This is a genomic window from Paraburkholderia sp. J63 (assembly GCF_905220245.1).
Lineage (GTDB): Bacteria > Pseudomonadota > Gammaproteobacteria > Burkholderiales > Burkholderiaceae > Paraburkholderia.
The window spans coordinates 74,403-90,677 of sequence record NZ_CAJMZF010000012.1; the positions used below are offsets into that span (position 1 = coordinate 74,403).

Below are 16,275 nucleotides of genomic sequence, written 5' to 3' on the forward strand. Positions count from 1 at the left end.
TCGTACGAACACCCGCGCTCACGCCGCTGCGAAGCGCCACACCGCCAATAGCCTCAATTAGCCAGGCCGCCGAAAAACACCTGCTTCAGAACGGCACCCAGAAAAAAGACGGCGACGACGGCCAGCAGAACGAGGCCGAGCCGCAGGTTGCCCGCGCGAATCTCGTCGGGCGTACGTCTTTTTTGTGGATTCCGGGTCATGCTTGCGTTGCCAGTTGCCGCGGGTTGCATGCTCATGCTCGTGATCGCCTTCGCGTTACGTCCAACACCGTGCCGGGCAAAATGTGCTGCCGCGGCTTTTGTCGGCGTCCAGCCGCCTGGCTGGACGCCCTCGTCCGATGACTTATTCGACCGTCGGCGGATTTTCGAAGGTGTGGAACGGCGCCGGGCTCGGCACGGTCCACTCGAGGCCGGTCGCGCCATCCCACGGCTTGTCGCTGGCCTTTTCCAGTTCGCCGCCGCCACGGTATGCGGGCAGCGCCACGAAGAACAGGAAGTACACCTGCGAGAGGCCGAAGCCGAATGCGCCAATCGTGATCACCTGGTTCCAGTCCGTGAACTGGGCCGGATAGTCGGCGTAGCGACGCGGCATCCCGGCGAGACCGACAAAGTGCATCGGCAGGAACGCGAGGTTGAAGAAGATCAGCGAGCACCAGAAGTGGATCTTGCCGCGCGTCTCGTTGTACATCCAGCCGGTCCATTTTGGAGACCAGTAGTACCACCCTGAGAACAAGGCGAATAGCGACCCCGCCACCAGCACGTAATGGAAGTGCGCGACGACGAAGTAGGTCCCGTGGTACTGGATGTCGAGCGGCGCCATCGCGAGCATCAGGCCCGAGAGACCGCCGAACGTGAACACGATCAGGAAGCCCACTGCCCACAGCATCGGCGTTTCGAACGAGAGCGAGCCGCGCCACATCGTGGCCACCCAGTTGAACACCTTCACGCCCGTGGGCACGGCGATCAGCATGGTCGCGTACATGAAGAACAGCTGGCCCGTGACCGGCATGCCGGTCGCGAACATGTGGTGCGCCCAGACCATGAACGAGAGAATCGCGATCGACGCCGTGGCGTACACCATCGAGCTATAGCCGAACAGCGGCTTGCGCGAGAACGCCGGAATCACCTGCGAAACGATCCCGAACGCCGGCAAGATCATGATGTAGACCTCGGGGTGGCCGAAGAACCAGAAGATGTGCTGGTACATGACCGGGTCGCCGCCGCCTGCCGCATTGAAGAAGCTCGTGCCGAAGTGACGGTCGAACAGCAGCATCGTGATCGCGCCTGCCAGAACCGGCATCACGGCAATCAGCAGATAGGCGGTGATGAGCCAGGTCCACGCGAACATCGGCATCTTCATGAGCGTCATGCCCGGCGCGCGCATGTTCAGAATCGTCACGACGATATTGATGCCACCCATGATCGACGACGCGCCCATGATGTGCAGCGCGAAGATCGCGAAGTCCATGCCGGGGCCCATCTGCGTGGAGAGCGGCGCGTAGAGCGTCCAGCCCGCGGCGGTGGCGCCGCCCGGCGTGAAGAACGACGTCACGAGCAGCACGGCGGCGGCCGGCAGCAGCCAGAAGCTGAAGTTGTTCATGCGCGCGAAGGCCATGTCCGATGCGCCGATCTGCAGCGGCACCATCCAGTTCGCGAAGCCCACGAAGGCCGGCATGATCGCGCCGAACACCATGATCAGGCCGTGCATCGTGGTGAGCTGATTGAAGAACTCAGGGCGCATGATCTGCAGCCCGGGCTCGAACAGCTCGGCACGGATGGCCAGCGCCATCACCCCGCCCGACAGGAACATCACGAACGAAAAAATCAGATACAGCGTTCCGATGTCCTTGTGGTTGGTGGCCATCAACCAGCGGCGCCAGCCGTGCGGCGTCGCATGGGCGTGGTCGCCGTGGACGTGACCGTGGCCCGCTACATCGTGTCCGATGCTAGACATGACTCTCTCCTGAAGCGAATTGCTTTGCGTCTCTTACTGCAGCGTTGGTCTGCTCGACCGCCTGTTTTTTCTTGCCTGCCCGTTGCACGCGCCTTTTGCCTGCGTTCGCGCGCAACGGTTCCGATCAACCTGTTCAGGCTGCCGGACTGATCTCCACGCGCCGTGCTTCCTTCGCATCGGCGCCGCCGGTGACCGTCTCCGGCTTCTTCAGGATGATGTGATCCTCGGCGATGCCGGCCGCCTTCAGCGCGTCGCGCACAGCCTGCGCACGATGCCTGGCGAGTTCCGCATTGGCGTCGGCCTTGCCGCTCGCGTCGGTGTAGCCCGAGAGTGCGAACTTCGCGTCCGGATGCGCCTTCGCATAATCGGCGGCCGCCTGGATCGCGTCCTTCGCGTCGGCGGGCAGCGTGCTCTTGCCCACCTCGAAATAGATGCTGGCCGGCAGCGCCGCCGCTGCGGCGCCTTGCGCCGAGCCCGAAGCCTGTCCTGCGCCGCTCGCCGCGGTCGTGTCGCTCGCTGCCGCGCCCGTGTCGCTGGCCGCGGCCGCCTGATCGGCGCCGCTTGCCGGCGCGGCGCCCGCGCCCGCCGTATGGTCGCCGCCTTCGGGCATCTTGCCGTTGCGCGCATCGGTGACCTGGCGCGGCTGCAGCACGTCGCCGGTATGGTTGCCCCACGCGTTGCGCTCGAACGTGATGACCGAGGCGATCTCGACGTCGTTGAGCGTCGGCGCCCACGACGGCATCGCACCCTTGCCGTGCAGCACGATGCTCACGTGCTCGGCAATCGGGCCATTGGCGATCTTGCTGCCGTCGAGCGCCGGGAACGCGCCCGCACCCTTGCCGTTGGGCTGGTGGCACACCGCGCAGTTCGAGGTGTAAACCTTCTCGCCGCGCTCCTTGAGCTCAGCCAGCGTGTAGGTCTTGTTCGGGTCGTCGTTCGCGGAGGCCATCTTGGCCTTTTGCGTGTCCACCCACTTCGCATAGTCGTCGTCGGAGAGCACCTCGACCACGACCGGCATGAACGCGTGCTCCTTGCCGCACAGCTCGGTACAGAAGCCGCGATAAGTGCCCACCTTGTCGGCCTTGAACCACGTGTCGCGCACGAAGCCCGGAATCGCATCCTGCTTCACGCCGAACGCGGGCACGTACCACGAGTGCACGACGTCGTTGGCGGTGGTGATGATGCGGATCTTCTTGTTGACCGGCACGACGAGCGGGTTATCGACTTCCTGCAGATAGGTGTCGGTGATCGGCGCCTGGCCGTTCACTTCCGCGCGCGGCGTCGTGAGCGTCGAGAGGAAGCTGATGCCCTCGCCCGGCCCCTTCACGTAGTCGTAGCCCCATTTCCACTGATAGCCGGTGACCTTGACGGTGAGGTCGGCGTTGGTGGTGTCCTTCATCGCGACCACGGCCTTGGTGGCCGGCAGCGCCATCAGCACGACGATGATGAACGGCACGATCGTCCAGATAATTTCGACGGTCGTGCTTTCATGGAAATGCGAGGCCTGATGCCCCTTCGATTTGCGATGCGCAAAGATCGAATAGAACATGACGCCGAACACGCCGACAAAAATCAGCGTGCATAGAATCAGCATCATCGTATGGAGGTTGTAAAGCTCTTCTGCGATGCGCGTGACGGGCGGCTGGAGATTGATCTCATTGACCGCTGGGCCGCCCGGACTGTCTCCGACTGCGAGTGCCGCGCCGGCGACGAGGAGTCCGCTGCACGCCAGCACGCCCTGTAGGGCTCGCTTGATTGTTTTCATAGCTTCCTTACCCATAATTTCCATTCAAACCCTCGACCCCGCAGGAAGGTTCTGCAACCAGGTCACGCCCTGGGTACGCGCCGAATGACGGCTCGCACTCCGAACCACACCCTGCCGCGCGCCCGTACTCAACCGGCGCGCGCGAGCCACGTGCGTAGTTCCCGCGCGAACTGCGCACGCCGATATTGCGGCAAATGCAACCCGACAGCGACCGCCTGGCCGCGGACCACGAGACGCACCGGGTCGCGTGGGGTCGCGCCCGGTTCGACCCGGACCCAGCGGGGATTGAATTCGAACTGCGTGAGCGACTCAGCGCTCATCTGCTCGATCACCAGCCGGTTCGGATAAAGCCTGATACGTTCGTAATCGACAGCATGGCGCGCATAAATGGCAAAGGCGCCACCCACTACCAACAGATCGATGCCAGTGAACGGCAATACCAGCCAGGCGCCGTGGATCAACAACAGAACGGCGATCGCGATGGATACCAGCGCCAGCGACACATAGAACAGCACGAATTGCCTGGGCGAAACCGAACAGTTGCGCTTCATGAGCCAGTCCTTGAGGACCGGCTCCGGACTCGCCAGCAGATCGGACGTCTGCATCGCTCGCTTCCCCCCACCACAACATCGTCAGACTATCGCCGCTTTACGCCTTACACAACTGCGGGAGATCTGGACTTGCTGCGTCAGATTTGGGGACGGCAATCGCTGCAGCAACCGACGCATTATAGGCGCGATCCCAAGCACTCACAAGCAAGCTGCAATCTTCCGCAAACCCAATACTGGCGTGGCTTTGCGCGATTTTTCCATGATTTTTCGAGGGCTTTTCAGGCGCTAATTTCAGGCATAACGAAAGCCCCCTTACCACGTTAGCGATTCCTTGCCGGACCGCGCCCGATATCTTCGATGCGCACGATGCCGTGGCCTTCCGCGGTCGTGCGCGGGATGGCCTTCCATGCATGACCATAGATGATTTCGAAGGTGAGCGGGATCGTACCGGCGTTGGGTCCGTCCTTCAAACGGCGCGCCTCGAGCGCCGCCGAGAGCGCGCGATGCAGGCGCCGCGATGCGAGGCCGTCGGCCTGATCGCCTTCATCGGATCCGTGCAGGAAGTCGCGGTCGGAGGCGCGGTCGAACGCGCGGTTGAACGGATAGGCGCCCCAGCGGCGCACGTCGGCGAGCAGCTTCTCCGGTGTCTTGTAGGTGACGGTGAGCGTCTCCTGGTCCATCACCGGAATCTCGAAGCCGTTCTCGACGAGCATGTCGCCGAGATCGTGCATGTCGACGAAATCGATGATGTGAGGCCGCGTGGGCAGGCCATGCGCCGCTTCGACTTCGGCAAAGGCGCCGCGCAGTTCCTTGAGCGTGTCGGGGCCGAGCGTGCTGAACATGAGCAGGCCGTTGACCTTGAGCACACGCTGCCACTCGCCGAACACGAGGTCGGGACGCGGATGCCAATGCAAGGCGAGATTGGACCAGAGCAGCTCGAACGCGCCGTGTGCAAACGGCAATTCGGCGAAGTCGGCCTGCGCGAAACGCGGGCCGCGTGCGCCGAGCGCACGGCCAATCGATGCGGGAAGAAAACGCCGCCAGCTCGTGTCGCCGGCGTCGTGCGCACGGGCGCGCTCGAGCATGGCGAAAGAGAGATCGGTACCGAACACGGGTGCTTCGGGAAAGCGCTCGCGCAGATTCGGGAGGTCGTCGCCGGGTCCGCAGCCCATGTCGAGCACGCTCGCCGGACTCACCTTGATGTACTCAAGGCGCTCGCGCATGCGCCCGGAAATTTCTCGCGGCAGGAATGCGACCTCGTCGAACGTCGTCGCGCGGCGGTCGAAAATCCGGCGCAGATAGCGCGTATCGTAGGCCGGACGGCCGGGTCTTGAGTGAGACGGAGACATGTCGGTCGTATTGGCGAAGTCTGCGAAGTATACTCGCTCACTCCCATCCTTTCAGTCGCGAGCCCCGAACCCTGTTCGGGCCGTCCTTCGATGCCGCAGCAGCCCACCCCCTCGCCCACTTCGGCATCGAGCCAGTCGCCCGGCTCGCCATGCGCCTGCGTGGCTGAAAAGCCTCCGGCAAGACTGCAGGCAATGCGGCACGCCGTGGCGCGCGTTCATCAGGGCGTGCGAGCACATTGGCCGCGGCTCGCGCAGTTCATGCTGCCCAGTCTGTGCCCATTATGCGGCAATTTGTCGCGTCAAACTCGCTATGTGCGCGGCCGCGTGCACGACCCTCTGCACCAAGGCGCGCGCGCCGTGCTGTGTGCGGATTGCGATGCGGCGTACTGGAACGAAGCGCGCCTGCGCTGCTCCGTTTGCGCGCTGCCGCTCTCGGGCATGCGCCGCGCGATGCGGCATGCGCGTGCACACGATCGCTACCGATGTGACGCTTGCGTGAAAGCGCCGCCCGCGTTCGACGCCACGCTCGCGCTCGCGGACTATCGCGCACCGCTCGATGCGCTCGCATTGGGCCTGAAGTTTCGCGCGCGGCTCGCGCTCGGCGAGGAATTCGCGCGGCGTCTCGCGCAAGCGGCCACCGACGTTATCGATAGCGCCGATGCGCCAGCGCTCATCGTGCCGGTGCCGCTCTCGCGCGAGCGTCTGATCGAGCGCGGCTACAACCAAGCGTGGGAGATCGCGAGGCCGCTCGCCCGCGCGCTCGGCACGCGCGCCGACGCCACGCTCGTGCGCCGCACGCTGCATACGGCGGCGCAATCGAAGCTCGACCGCGAGACACGCCGCCGCAACGTGGGCCGCGCGTTCGCGCTCTGCGCGAGCGAGGGTCTGTGCGGCCTGCATGTCGGCGTGGTCGACGACGTGATGACCTCGGGCGCGACGCTCGACGCGCTCGCGCAGACGCTCAAGGCAGCAGGCGCGCGGCGCGTGACGAATTTCGTCGCGCTGCGCACGCCCAAAGACTGAGCATCGCCCTTTTCGCTTTTACCGCTTTTTCAGGACTTTCATCGTCATGTTCAACGTCGTTCTCGTCGAACCGGAAATTCCGCCGAACACCGGCAACGTGATTCGCCTCTGCGCGAACACGGGGGCGCGGCTGCATCTGATCGAGCCGCTCGGATTCCCGCTCGACGACGCAAAAATGCGCCGTGCGGGCCTCGACTATCACGAATACGCGCAGATGCACGTGCATCGCGACTGGGATGCGTTCATCGCCGCCGAGACGCCCGATCCGTCGCGCATGTTCGCGTTCACGACGCGCGGCTCAGGACGCTTTCACGATCACGCGTTCTTGCCGGGCGACTGGTTCGTGTTCGGCGCGGAGACACGCGGACTGCCCGACGCGGTGCTCGATCGCTTCGCGCCCAGCGAGCGCGTGCGCCTGCCGATGCGGCCTGGCAACCGCAGCCTGAATCTGTCCAACACGGTGGCCGTGGTGGTGTTCGAGGCGTGGCGACAGGCCGGCTTCGAAGGGGGCGAGTGAAGGAGACGTGTGAGGCGCGCATGCGCGCGCCAACGTACCAGTTGCGTCAGCCGCCAGCGCGCGCGCCCAACTCGCGCTCGTAGCGCGAGAGCATCGCATCGTCGAAACAGGCGAACACGACGCGCTCGAGCGACGCGTAAGCGCCCAACGCGTCGACCACGGTTTGCACCGCAATCTTCACGGCCTCGTCGGGCGGAAAACGATACACGCCGCAACTGATCGCCGGAAACGCGACGCTCTTCACTCCCGCCTCGCGCGCGCATTCGAGCGAGCGCCGGTAGCACGACGCGAGCAAGAACGCCTCGTCGCGCGCGCCGCCGTTCCAGACGGGCCCGACGGTATGAATCACGTGTTTCGCGGGAAGCCGGTAGCCGGCGGTGATCTTCGCGTCGCCGGTCGGGCAGCCGTTCAGCGTCTCGCATTCGCGCAGCAGATCCGGGCCGGCGGCGCGATGGATCGCGCCGTCCACGCCACCGCCGCCGAGCAGCGACGTGTTCGCGGCATTCACGATGGCATCGACGTGCAGCGTCGTGATGTCGACGACTTGCGCTTCGGTGCGGCAGTTTCCGATGATGAGCATGACGGTCCTCGCTTTCGCTTCCAGGCAGGCGGCGCGAGCGCCGGCATTGTGCGCCGGAAGACCGGCAAGCCCGCCGCCCTACTCCGCCTTCGCGTCGCGCCTGAGCAGGGCGCTCACGGCGTCGCGCGCGGCCACGCCGTCGAATAGCACGGCGCATACCGCCTGGGTGATCGGCATGTCGATATGGTGCGCGCGCGCGATGGCGAGCACGGCGCGCGCGCAGCGCACGCCTTCGGCCACATGGCCGAGTGCGCCGAGGATGTCGTCGAGCGTGCGCCCGCTCGCAAGCTGCTTGCCCACGGTGCGGTTGCGCGAGAGATCGCCCGTGGCGGTGAGGATGAGGTCGCCGAGGCCCGTGAGGCCCGTGAAGGTTTCCGCGCGCCCGCCGAGTGTCACGCCGAGGCGCGTCATCTCCGCGAGACCGCGCGTGATGAGCGCGGCGCGCGCATTCAGGCCGAGGCCGAGTCCATCGGAGATGCCGGTCGCGATCGCGAGCACGTTCTTGACCGCGCCGCCCACTTCCACGCCCACGACGTCGTCGCCGGTGTAGATGCGCATCGCGCGATGATGGAAGGCCGCGAGCGTGCGCTCTCGGCAAGCGGCCGAGGCGCTCGCAATCGTGAGCGCGACAGGCAGGCCCTCGCCCACCTCGCGCGCGAAGCTCGGCCCCGAGAGCACGCCGTTGCTCTTGTGCGCGGGCAGCTCGGCCGCCACGACCTGATGCGGCATGAGTTGCGAGTCGGCTTCGAAGCCCTTGCAGAGCCACACGAAGTGCGCGGGCACGCGGTTCATGCCGCGCATCGTGCACAGCATGTCGCGCAGGCCCGCCACCGGCGTGCCGAGCACGACGAGATCCGCCTCGCCCGACGCATGGTCGAGCGCGGCGGCCAGATCCGTTTCGTAGTGAAGTTTTTTCGGCAGCGAGACGCCCGCTAGATAGCGGGCGTTTTCGTGCGTCTGACGCATTGCGTTGACGAGCGCGCCATCGCGCGCCCACAACACCGTGTCATGCGCCTGGGCCAGATGCCCTGCCAGCGCGGTGCCCCACGCTCCGGCGCCGAGAACGGCGACTTTCATTCCGATACTCCGCACCGGTGGTTTGGTTTCAGCGCTCAATCAATGCGTGGCGTTGCTCGCGCCTTCCTGCTGCTGCGCGATTTGCTGCAGACGTTGCTCGTAGAGCGCCTGGAAGTTGATCTCGGCCAGGTGGATCGGCGGGAAGCCTGCGCGCGTGATGGCGTCGGCGATGTTCGAGCGCAGGTACGGGAACAGGATGGTCGGGCACGCGATGCCGACGAGCGGATCGACCTGTTCCGCCGGGATGTTGCGGATGTCGAAAATGCCGGCCTGCTTGGCTTCGATCAGGAACGCGATCTTTTCCTTGACCTTGGCGGTGACCGTGCCGGTCACGAGAATCTCGAACACCGATTCCGCGAGACGCTCGGCCTTCACGTCGACTTCCACTTCCACCGAAGGCATGTCCTGCTCGAGGAAGATGGCCGGCGAGTTCGGCTGTTCGAGCGACAGATCCTTGAGATAGATGCGCTGGATGTTGAAGAACGGCTGGTTGTTCTCGTCAGACATGGTGTTTGGCTTCCTGATTAAATTGAGTTGCAACCACACAGTATCGCGTCGTCTCGCAATATCGAGGCAGCGCGGTGCAGCCGCAATGAGCAGCAACAGACGACAACGCGCCCGCGCGAACCCTGATGGCTCGCGCGGGCGAGAAACCACGGCGCAGCAACGCGCCGCCTGGAACGACAAATCTACAACCTCGACCAGCCCGGCCTCGGGCCGGGCCCGCTTCAGGCCGCGGCTTCGAGCAGCGGCGTCAAGCCGCCGGCGCGGTCGAGCGCGGAGAGATCATCGTAGCCGCCCACGTGCGTCTCGCCGATGAAAACCTGCGGCACGGTCCGGCGGCCGGTGCGCGTCATCATTTCTTCGCGACGCGCCGGGTCCCGGTCGATCAGCACCTTCTCGATATGATCGACGCCGCGCGACTTTAAAAGACGTTCGGCCATCTGGCAATACGGGCACACCTGGGTGCTGTACATGACCACTTTGCTCACTTCGAAACTCCTTGTTTGACGACCGGCATGCCGGCCTGTTGCCAGGCGTTCACGCCGCCGTCCAGCACGTGGACCTCGGCAAAACCGGCATCCTTCACGAGGCGCTGGGCCTTGTGCGACTGCTGGCCCGTCTGGCAGACCAGCAACACCGGGTTGCTCTTGTTCTTCACGAACTGGCCGACCTTGGCCAGCTCGCCGAATTCCAGATGGCGGGCGGCGGGCAGGTGGCCCTTCGCAAAATCGTCCGCGGAACGCAGATCGATCACCACCGCGTTGCGGCGGTTGATGAGCTGCGTCGCCTCGGCGGCGGAAACGCCGCTTCGGCCGCCGCGCTTGAGCGTCGGCCACAGGAGCAACCCTCCGGAGATGAGGACGATCGCGATGAGTACAAGGTTGATGTAATTGGTAAAGAACGTCACGGATGATCCGCCGGGAAAAAGAGAAATCGGGGGAAAACGGATTCAGGCAATCCGCTCATTATAAAATAACCGTTTGTCGCAAGGTTGCCGCCCCCCAGCCCGGGCATGCAGCCGTGAGTGCGACCTACGGGGCCGGACCGTCGTCGCGAGGCAGCCGCATTGGCGCGCGCCCGCCGGAAGTCCCCCAGACGGACCCCGTCCCCGATTACCGCTTCCTTCACTACCGACCGTCATCTTCATGTTCAAACTCGTACTCATCCGCCACGGCGAATCGACGTGGAACAAGGAAAACCGCTTCACCGGCTGGGTGGACGTCGATCTGACCGAGCAGGGCAACCGCGAGGCCCAGCAGGCCGGCCAGTTGCTCAAGGCGTCCGGCTACTCGTTCGACATCGCCTACACGTCGGTGCTCAAGCGCGCGATCCGCACGCTCTGGCACGTGCAGGACCAGATGGACCAGATGTACCTTCCGGTGGTCCACTCGTGGCGCCTGAACGAGCGTCACTACGGTGCGCTCTCGGGCCTGAACAAGGCTGAAACGGCCGCGAAGTATGGCGACGAGCAGGTGCTGGTCTGGCGCCGCAGCTACGACACGCCGCCGCCCGCGCTCGAGCCCACCGACTCGCGCACGGCCTACGACGACCCGCGCTACGCGAAGGTGCCGCGCGAAGAGCTGCCGCTCACCGAGTGCCTGAAGGACACGGTCGCGCGCGTGCTGCCGCTCTGGAACGAATCGATTGCGCCGGCCATCAAGGCGGGCAAGAAGATCGTGATCGCCGCGCACGGCAACTCGATCCGCGCGCTCGTGAAGTATCTCGACGGCATTTCCGACTCGGACATCGTCGGCCTGAACATCCCGAACGGCGTGCCGCTCGTCTATGAGCTGGACGAAAACCTCAAGCCCATCAAGCACTACTATCTGGGCGACGCCGACGCCATCGCGAAGGCCCAGGCCGCCGTCGCGAATCAGGGCAAGAAGGCGGGCTAAGCGCTTTTCCGCCCGTTTTTGCATCAAGCCTGCATCGAGAGCGCCGGCCCGTGCATCCGCACCGGGCCGGCGTTTTCTTTGCCTTTCCACCTTCTCTGACAAATTCGCCAACTCGCGGCCAGCGCACCGTCAGCTTCCCGCCAGCCCCGCGCCCAGCAAGGCTTTGCGGCACGCAATGTGCGAACCCCTGCGCATCCCGACTGTCGAACCCGCAACGTTCGTCCCCGCACTGCTCCCCGAATCGCCCTCGTGGGCGCCGCCGCCTTCGGGATCGATCGCGCTTATACACAGAGCGGCCAAGTGTGCAGTTATACTTGTCCGTCGCTTTTCCATTAGACGCTGCCACGCGCCTTTCGACCGCACGCAACAACCTCTATGCGAAAGAACCTCAAAAACATCGGCCTGATCGCCGCTGGCCTCGCGACCGGCGTATTTGCCACCCTGCAGATTTCCGCCTCGGCGCAGCAAACCCAGCAAACCGTGATCGAGCCGTTGCCGCTCGATCAGCTGCGGCTCTTCGCCGAAGTGTTCGGTCAAATCAAGCATGAGTACGTCACCCCGGTCGACGACAAGAAGCTCCTCACCGCCGCCATCAAGGGCATGGTGTCGAGCCTCGACCCGCACTCGTCGTATCTCGACAAGACCGACTATCAGGAGCTTCAGGAGCAGACCAAGGGTCGCTTCGCGGGCCTCGGCATCGAAATTTCGTCGGAAGACGGCCTGATCAAGGTCATCTCGCCGATTGAAGACACGCCCGCGTACCGCGCCGGCATCCGCCCGGGCGACCTCATCACGCGCATCAACGACAAGCCCGTGCGCGGCATGACGCTCGACCAGGCCGTCAAGCAGATGCGCGGCGACCCCGGCACGAAGGTCACGCTCACGATCTTCCGCAAGACCGACGACCGCACCTTCCCGCTCACCATCACGCGCGCCATCATCAAGGTGCAGAGCGTGAAGTCGAAGATCCTGCAGCCGGGCTACGCCTACGTGCGCATCACGAGCTTCCAGGAGCGCACGGTCCCCGACCTCGCCGCGAAGCTGCAGGACATCGCGCGCCAGGAGCCGAACCTCAAGGGCTTCATCCTCGATCTGCGCAACAACGGCGGCGGCCTGCTGCAAAGCGCCGTGGGCGTGGCGGGCGCGTTCCTGCCGCCAGACTCGGTCGTGGTGTCCACGAACGGCCAGATCCCGGACTCCAAGCAGGTCTACCGCGACACCTACGAAAACTACCGTCTGCCTTCGTTCGACGGCGATCCGCTCAAGGGCGAAGCGGCCGAGTTCAAGACCGTGCCGATGGTCGTGCTGACCAACGCCTACTCGGCGTCGGCGTCGGAAATCGTGGCCGGCGCGCTGCAGGACCAGAAGCGTGCGCTCATCGTCGGCAAGACGACCTTCGGCAAGGGTTCGGTGCAGACCGTGCGTCCGATGACGGCCGACACGGCGCTGCGTCTGACCACGGCGTACTACTACACGCCGAGCGGCCGCTCGATCCAGAACAAGGGCATCCGTCCTGACATCGCGGTCGATCAATACGCCGACGGCGATCCGGACGACGCACTCGTGACGCGCGAGGTCGACTACCAGAACCACCTCGCGAACACGCAGGATCCGAACGAGAAGAAGGAGCAGGAAGTGCGCGAGCAGGAGCGCATGGACATGCTGCGCCAGCTCGAGGAGCAGAACGACAAGAAGACGCCGGAGCAACGCCAGAAGGACCGCGAGCGCAAGCCCGTCGAGTTCGGCACGCCTGACGACTTCATGCTCCAGCAAGCGCTGAACAAGCTCGAGGGCAAGCCCGTGATCGAATCGAAGTCGCCGATGGAGCGCCGTCTCGCACAAGAGAAGCCGCCCACCTCGGCTTCGGCGCCGATCGCCGTGAAGCCGTCGGCTTCGGTAGTGCCCGGTGCTTCGGCACCCGCGGCGGGCTCCGCACCGGCTCCGGCCTCCGCGCCGGCGCCCGCGAAGTAACCCCCGACTCGCGGCCCGCGCAACGCGGGCCGCGAGGATTAACCTCCTGGCGCCAGTACAATAAGGTCTCTGTACTCACGGCGCGCGTCCCGGCTCTCAAGCCCATCGCAGCGCCCAAGCCCCGTGCGCACCGCGATGAACGACGACCAACTCCTCCGCTATTCCCGCCATATCCTCGTCGACGAGATCGGCATCGAGGCGCAGCAGCGCTTTCTCGACGCGCATGCGCTTCAGATCGGCGCGGGCGGCCTCGGCTCGCCCGCGGCCATGTATCTCGCGGCCTCGGGCGTGGGCACGCTCACGCTCGTCGACAACGACACCGTCGACCTCACCAATCTGCAGCGGCAGATCATGCACGAGACGGCGTCGGTGGGCCATGCGAAGGTCGAGTCGGGCCGCGAGGCGATCGCGCGCCTGAATCCCGAGGTCAAGGTGAACGCGGTGCAGGCGCGCATCGACGATGCCTGGCTCGATGCGCACGTGCCGGGCGCGAGCGTCGTGCTCGACTGCACCGACAACTTCGCTACGCGTCACGCCATCAACCGCGCGTGCGTGAAGCATGGCGTGCCGCTCGTCTCGGGCGCGGCGCTGCGCTTCGACGGGCAGATCAGCACGTTCGATTTTCGCGATGCGGCCTCGCCCTGCTACGCCTGCGTGTTCCCCGAGGATCAACCGTTCGAGGAAGTCGCGTGCTCGACGATGGGCGTGTTCGCGCCCACGGTGGGCATCATCGGCGCGATGCAGGCCGCCGAGGCGCTGCGTGTAATCGGCGGTATCGGCACGACGCTCGTCGGCCGGCTGATGATGCTCGACTCCCTGCGCATGGAATGGAACACGATGCGTGTGGCGCGCCAGCCCGATTGCCCGGTCTGCGGCGAGCGGCACGGCTGAAGCACGCGTTGCCGGCGCCAGATGGCAAAAAGCCCCGCTGCGGACGGAACCGCAGCGGGGCTTTTTCTTGTCGGGCGCTGAGCTTCAGGCGCTGCCAGCGCCATAGACCAGGCGTTACGCGAGCGCGAGCCGCCCAAGCGCGGCCTGAAGCTCCTCGGGCTCATAGGTGGCCAGCACGTCGGCCACCGGCTTCTCCAGCGCCTTCAGTTGTGAGCGCAGGATCTCCTGCTTCACCACGAGCAACTGGCTCGGATGCATCGAGAACTCGGTGAGCCCCATGCCGAGCAGCAAGCGCGTGAGCTGCGGGTCGCCCGCCATCTCCCCGCACACCGAAACCGGCACGCCGGCGCGCTTCGCCTCGCGCAGCGTGTGCGCGATGAGCTGCAGCACGGCCGGATGCAGCGGATCGTAGAGATCGGCCACGGCGTTGTCGGCGCGATCGATCGCGAGCGTGTACTGGATCAGGTCGTTGGTGCCGATCGAGAGGAAGTCGAGCCGGCGCAGGAACATCGGCAGCGCGAGCGCCGCCGCCGGAATCTCGATCATCGCGCCCACTTGCACGTTCGGATCGTAGGCGAGCCCCGCGTCGTCGAGCTGGCGCTTGGCCTCGCGGATCAGGTCGAGCGTCTGGTCGATCTGCTGCGCGTGCGCGAGCATCGGAATCAGGATCTTGACCATGCCGAACGCCGACGCGCGCAGGATCGCACGCAACTGCGTGAGGAACATCTGCGGCTCGGACAGGCTCCAGCGGATCGCGCGCAGGCCGAGCGCCGGATTCGCGGCGGTCTCGTAGCCGTCGCCGCCGCCCATCGAATCGAGCGGCTTGTCCGCGCCCACGTCGATCGTGCGGATCGTCACGGGCAGCCCGTTCATCAGCTCGGCCGCGCGGCGATAGGCGAGAAACTGCTCCTCCTCCTCCGGCAGCTGATCCTTGTGGTTCATGAACAGGAACTCGGTGCGGAACAGGCCCACGCCCGTCGCCCCGGCGTCGAGCGCCGCCTGGGCGTCCTCGGGCAATTCGATGTTCGCGTAGAGCTGGATCTTCGCGCCGCACAGCGTCTGCGTGGGCGAGAACTTCAGGCGCTGGAGCTTGCGCCGCTCGAGCGCCATCTCGCTTTGCCGGTAGGTGTACTCCTCGAGCACGATGGGCGCGGGGTCGACGATCACGACGCCGTGGTCGCCATCGACGATGATGAGGTCGTCCTGGCGAATCAGCGCGCTCGCCTGCTGCACGCCCACGGCGGCCGGAATGCCGAGGCTGCGCGCGACGATCGCCGTGTGCGAGGTGCGTCCGCCCAGATCGGTGACGAAGCCCTGGAACGTCTGCCCCTTGAACTGGAGCATGTCGGCGGGCGCGATGTCGTGCGCGACCACGATCATCTCGTCGCAACCGCCATGCAGCGTAGCGGGCGACGCGCCCGCGAGCGCCTTCAGGACGCGCTCGACCACCTGCTCGATGTCGGCCTTGCGCTCGCGCAGGTATTCGTCCTCGACTTCGTCGAAGTGACGCGTGAGGCGTTCGAGCTGCTCGGTGAGCGCCCATTCCACGTTGAAGCGCCGCGTGCGGATGAGGTCGATGGTCTCCTGAACAAGCATGACGTCTTGCAGGATCATGAGGTGCACGCCGATGAAGGCGCCCATTTCGGTGGGCGCGTCGGCGGCGAGGTCGGCGCGCAGCGCATCGAGCTCCTGCTCGACGAGCGCGAGCGCGGCGCGAAAACGTTCGATTTCGCCTTCGATCTGCGGCGGCTCGATCAGGTAATGGTCGACGTCGAGCGCAGCCGGGGCGATCAGATACGCTCGCCCGATGGCAATACCGCGTGATACGGGAATTCCATGCAGCGTGAACGGCACGCGCACCTCCTCTGGTTATGTGATGCCGCGGCAAACCGCTGCAATGCGCTCTCTCAGACCCCGGGTTTCATTATAAATTCCGCAGCGCCCCGATGTCGCCGAATGTCCCTTGCCATAAGGGATTGCGAGCTTTCGGGCGGCTGCACCGCGGCTTACGGCTGCGCAGGCGTCGCGCGGTATCCAGCAACGAAAACGCCGCGGGCGAGCGCGGCGTCGTGGAGATCGGGTGCGGCAGTCGATGCCGCGGCGGCCCACAGCGGCCCAAAGCTGCCCGCGGTTGTCTTCAGTTGCCCTCAGTTGCTCAGCAACCGCCCGCAACCGTCAGGCCGGCGGCAAGCGCCGGAG

Annotated in this window: 16 protein-coding genes; 5 read left to right on the forward strand and 11 right to left on the reverse strand. The window is 65.4% G+C overall.

Going from position 1 to position 16,275, the window contains the following annotated elements:
- Positions 1-53: 53 nt before the first annotated feature.
- The 5 genes from U5775_RS15315 to U5775_RS15335 all read right to left on the reverse strand — a co-directional run bounded on the left by U5775_RS15315 (position 54) and on the right by U5775_RS15335 (position 5,618).
- The gene (locus tag U5775_RS15315) at positions 54-200 is read right to left on the reverse strand and encodes a cytochrome oxidase small assembly protein (RefSeq protein ID WP_322059076.1); all 147 of its coding nucleotides are present in this window, start codon (positions 198-200) and stop codon (positions 54-56) included.
- A 142-nt stretch (positions 201-342) separates the two neighbouring features.
- Entirely contained in the window at positions 343-1,953 is a 1,611-nt protein-coding gene (gene ctaD / locus U5775_RS15320; RefSeq protein WP_322058963.1) for a cytochrome c oxidase subunit I, read from the reverse strand.
- A 133-nt stretch (positions 1,954-2,086) separates the two neighbouring features.
- Positions 2,087-3,742 carry a cytochrome c oxidase subunit II gene (gene coxB, locus U5775_RS15325; protein WP_322058964.1) on the reverse strand — a complete coding sequence of 552 codons (1,656 nt, stop codon included), beginning with the start codon at positions 3,740-3,742 and terminating at the stop codon, positions 2,087-2,089.
- Positions 3,743-3,846: 104 nt separating this feature from the next.
- Positions 3,847-4,323 (reverse strand): DUF2244 domain-containing protein, encoded by a 477-nt coding sequence (locus U5775_RS15330; protein WP_322058965.1) that lies wholly within the window; start codon positions 4,321-4,323, stop codon positions 3,847-3,849.
- A 266-nt stretch (positions 4,324-4,589) separates the two neighbouring features.
- Entirely contained in the window at positions 4,590-5,618 is a 1,029-nt protein-coding gene (locus tag U5775_RS15335) for a methyltransferase domain-containing protein (RefSeq protein ID WP_322058966.1), read from the reverse strand.
- A gap of 192 nt (positions 5,619-5,810) precedes the next feature.
- Here U5775_RS15335 and U5775_RS15340 point away from each other — a divergent pair, with 192 nt between their 5' ends.
- On the forward strand, positions 5,811-6,641 hold the full coding sequence (locus U5775_RS15340) for a ComF family protein (protein ID WP_322058967.1): 831 nt from the start codon (positions 5,811-5,813) through the stop codon (positions 6,639-6,641).
- 46 nt (positions 6,642-6,687) lie between these two features.
- Positions 6,688-7,158, forward strand: coding sequence for a tRNA (uridine(34)/cytosine(34)/5-carboxymethylaminomethyluridine(34)-2'-O)-methyltransferase TrmL (gene trmL / locus U5775_RS15345; RefSeq protein ID WP_322058968.1), 471 nt, complete (start codon positions 6,688-6,690; stop codon positions 7,156-7,158).
- Between the two features lie 46 nt (positions 7,159-7,204).
- Here the strand turns inward: trmL and U5775_RS15350 are convergent, their stop codons facing one another.
- From U5775_RS15350 to U5775_RS15370, 5 genes are all read right to left on the reverse strand, one after another.
- On the reverse strand, positions 7,205-7,738 hold the full coding sequence (locus U5775_RS15350; RefSeq protein WP_322058969.1) for an O-acetyl-ADP-ribose deacetylase: 534 nt from the start codon (positions 7,736-7,738) through the stop codon (positions 7,205-7,207).
- 78 nt (positions 7,739-7,816) lie between these two features.
- Positions 7,817-8,815: an NAD(P)H-dependent glycerol-3-phosphate dehydrogenase gene (locus U5775_RS15355; protein ID WP_322058970.1), complete on the reverse strand. Its 999-nt coding sequence runs from the start codon at positions 8,813-8,815 to the stop codon at positions 7,817-7,819.
- Between the two features lie 39 nt (positions 8,816-8,854).
- Positions 8,855-9,322, reverse strand: a complete 468-nt coding sequence (secB, locus tag U5775_RS15360) for a protein-export chaperone SecB (protein ID WP_322058971.1) — start codon at positions 9,320-9,322, stop codon at positions 8,855-8,857.
- 221 nt (positions 9,323-9,543) lie between these two features.
- The gene (gene grxC / locus U5775_RS15365; protein WP_322058972.1) at positions 9,544-9,807 is read right to left on the reverse strand and encodes a glutaredoxin 3; all 264 of its coding nucleotides are present in this window, start codon (positions 9,805-9,807) and stop codon (positions 9,544-9,546) included.
- Entirely contained in the window at positions 9,804-10,226 is a 423-nt protein-coding gene (locus U5775_RS15370; RefSeq protein WP_322058973.1) for a rhodanese-like domain-containing protein, read from the reverse strand. Before U5775_RS15370 ends, grxC begins: the two co-directional genes overlap by 4 nt.
- Before the next feature lie 238 nt (positions 10,227-10,464).
- Here U5775_RS15370 and gpmA point away from each other — a divergent pair, with 238 nt between their 5' ends.
- From gpmA to U5775_RS15385, 3 genes are all read left to right on the forward strand, one after another.
- Positions 10,465-11,214: a 2,3-diphosphoglycerate-dependent phosphoglycerate mutase gene (gene gpmA / locus U5775_RS15375; RefSeq protein WP_322058974.1), complete on the forward strand. Its 750-nt coding sequence runs from the start codon at positions 10,465-10,467 to the stop codon at positions 11,212-11,214.
- Positions 11,215-11,589: 375 nt separating this feature from the next.
- Positions 11,590-13,185, forward strand: a complete 1,596-nt coding sequence (locus U5775_RS15380; RefSeq protein WP_322058975.1) for a S41 family peptidase — start codon at positions 11,590-11,592, stop codon at positions 13,183-13,185.
- A 135-nt stretch (positions 13,186-13,320) separates the two neighbouring features.
- Entirely contained in the window at positions 13,321-14,076 is a 756-nt protein-coding gene (locus tag U5775_RS15385; RefSeq protein WP_322058976.1) for a molybdopterin-synthase adenylyltransferase MoeB, read from the forward strand.
- Positions 14,077-14,190: 114 nt separating this feature from the next.
- Here U5775_RS15385 and ptsP read toward each other — a convergent pair whose 3' ends face one another.
- The gene (gene ptsP / locus U5775_RS15390; protein ID WP_322058977.1) at positions 14,191-15,930 is read right to left on the reverse strand and encodes a phosphoenolpyruvate--protein phosphotransferase; all 1,740 of its coding nucleotides are present in this window, start codon (positions 15,928-15,930) and stop codon (positions 14,191-14,193) included.
- Positions 15,931-16,275: the final 345 nt, after the last annotated feature.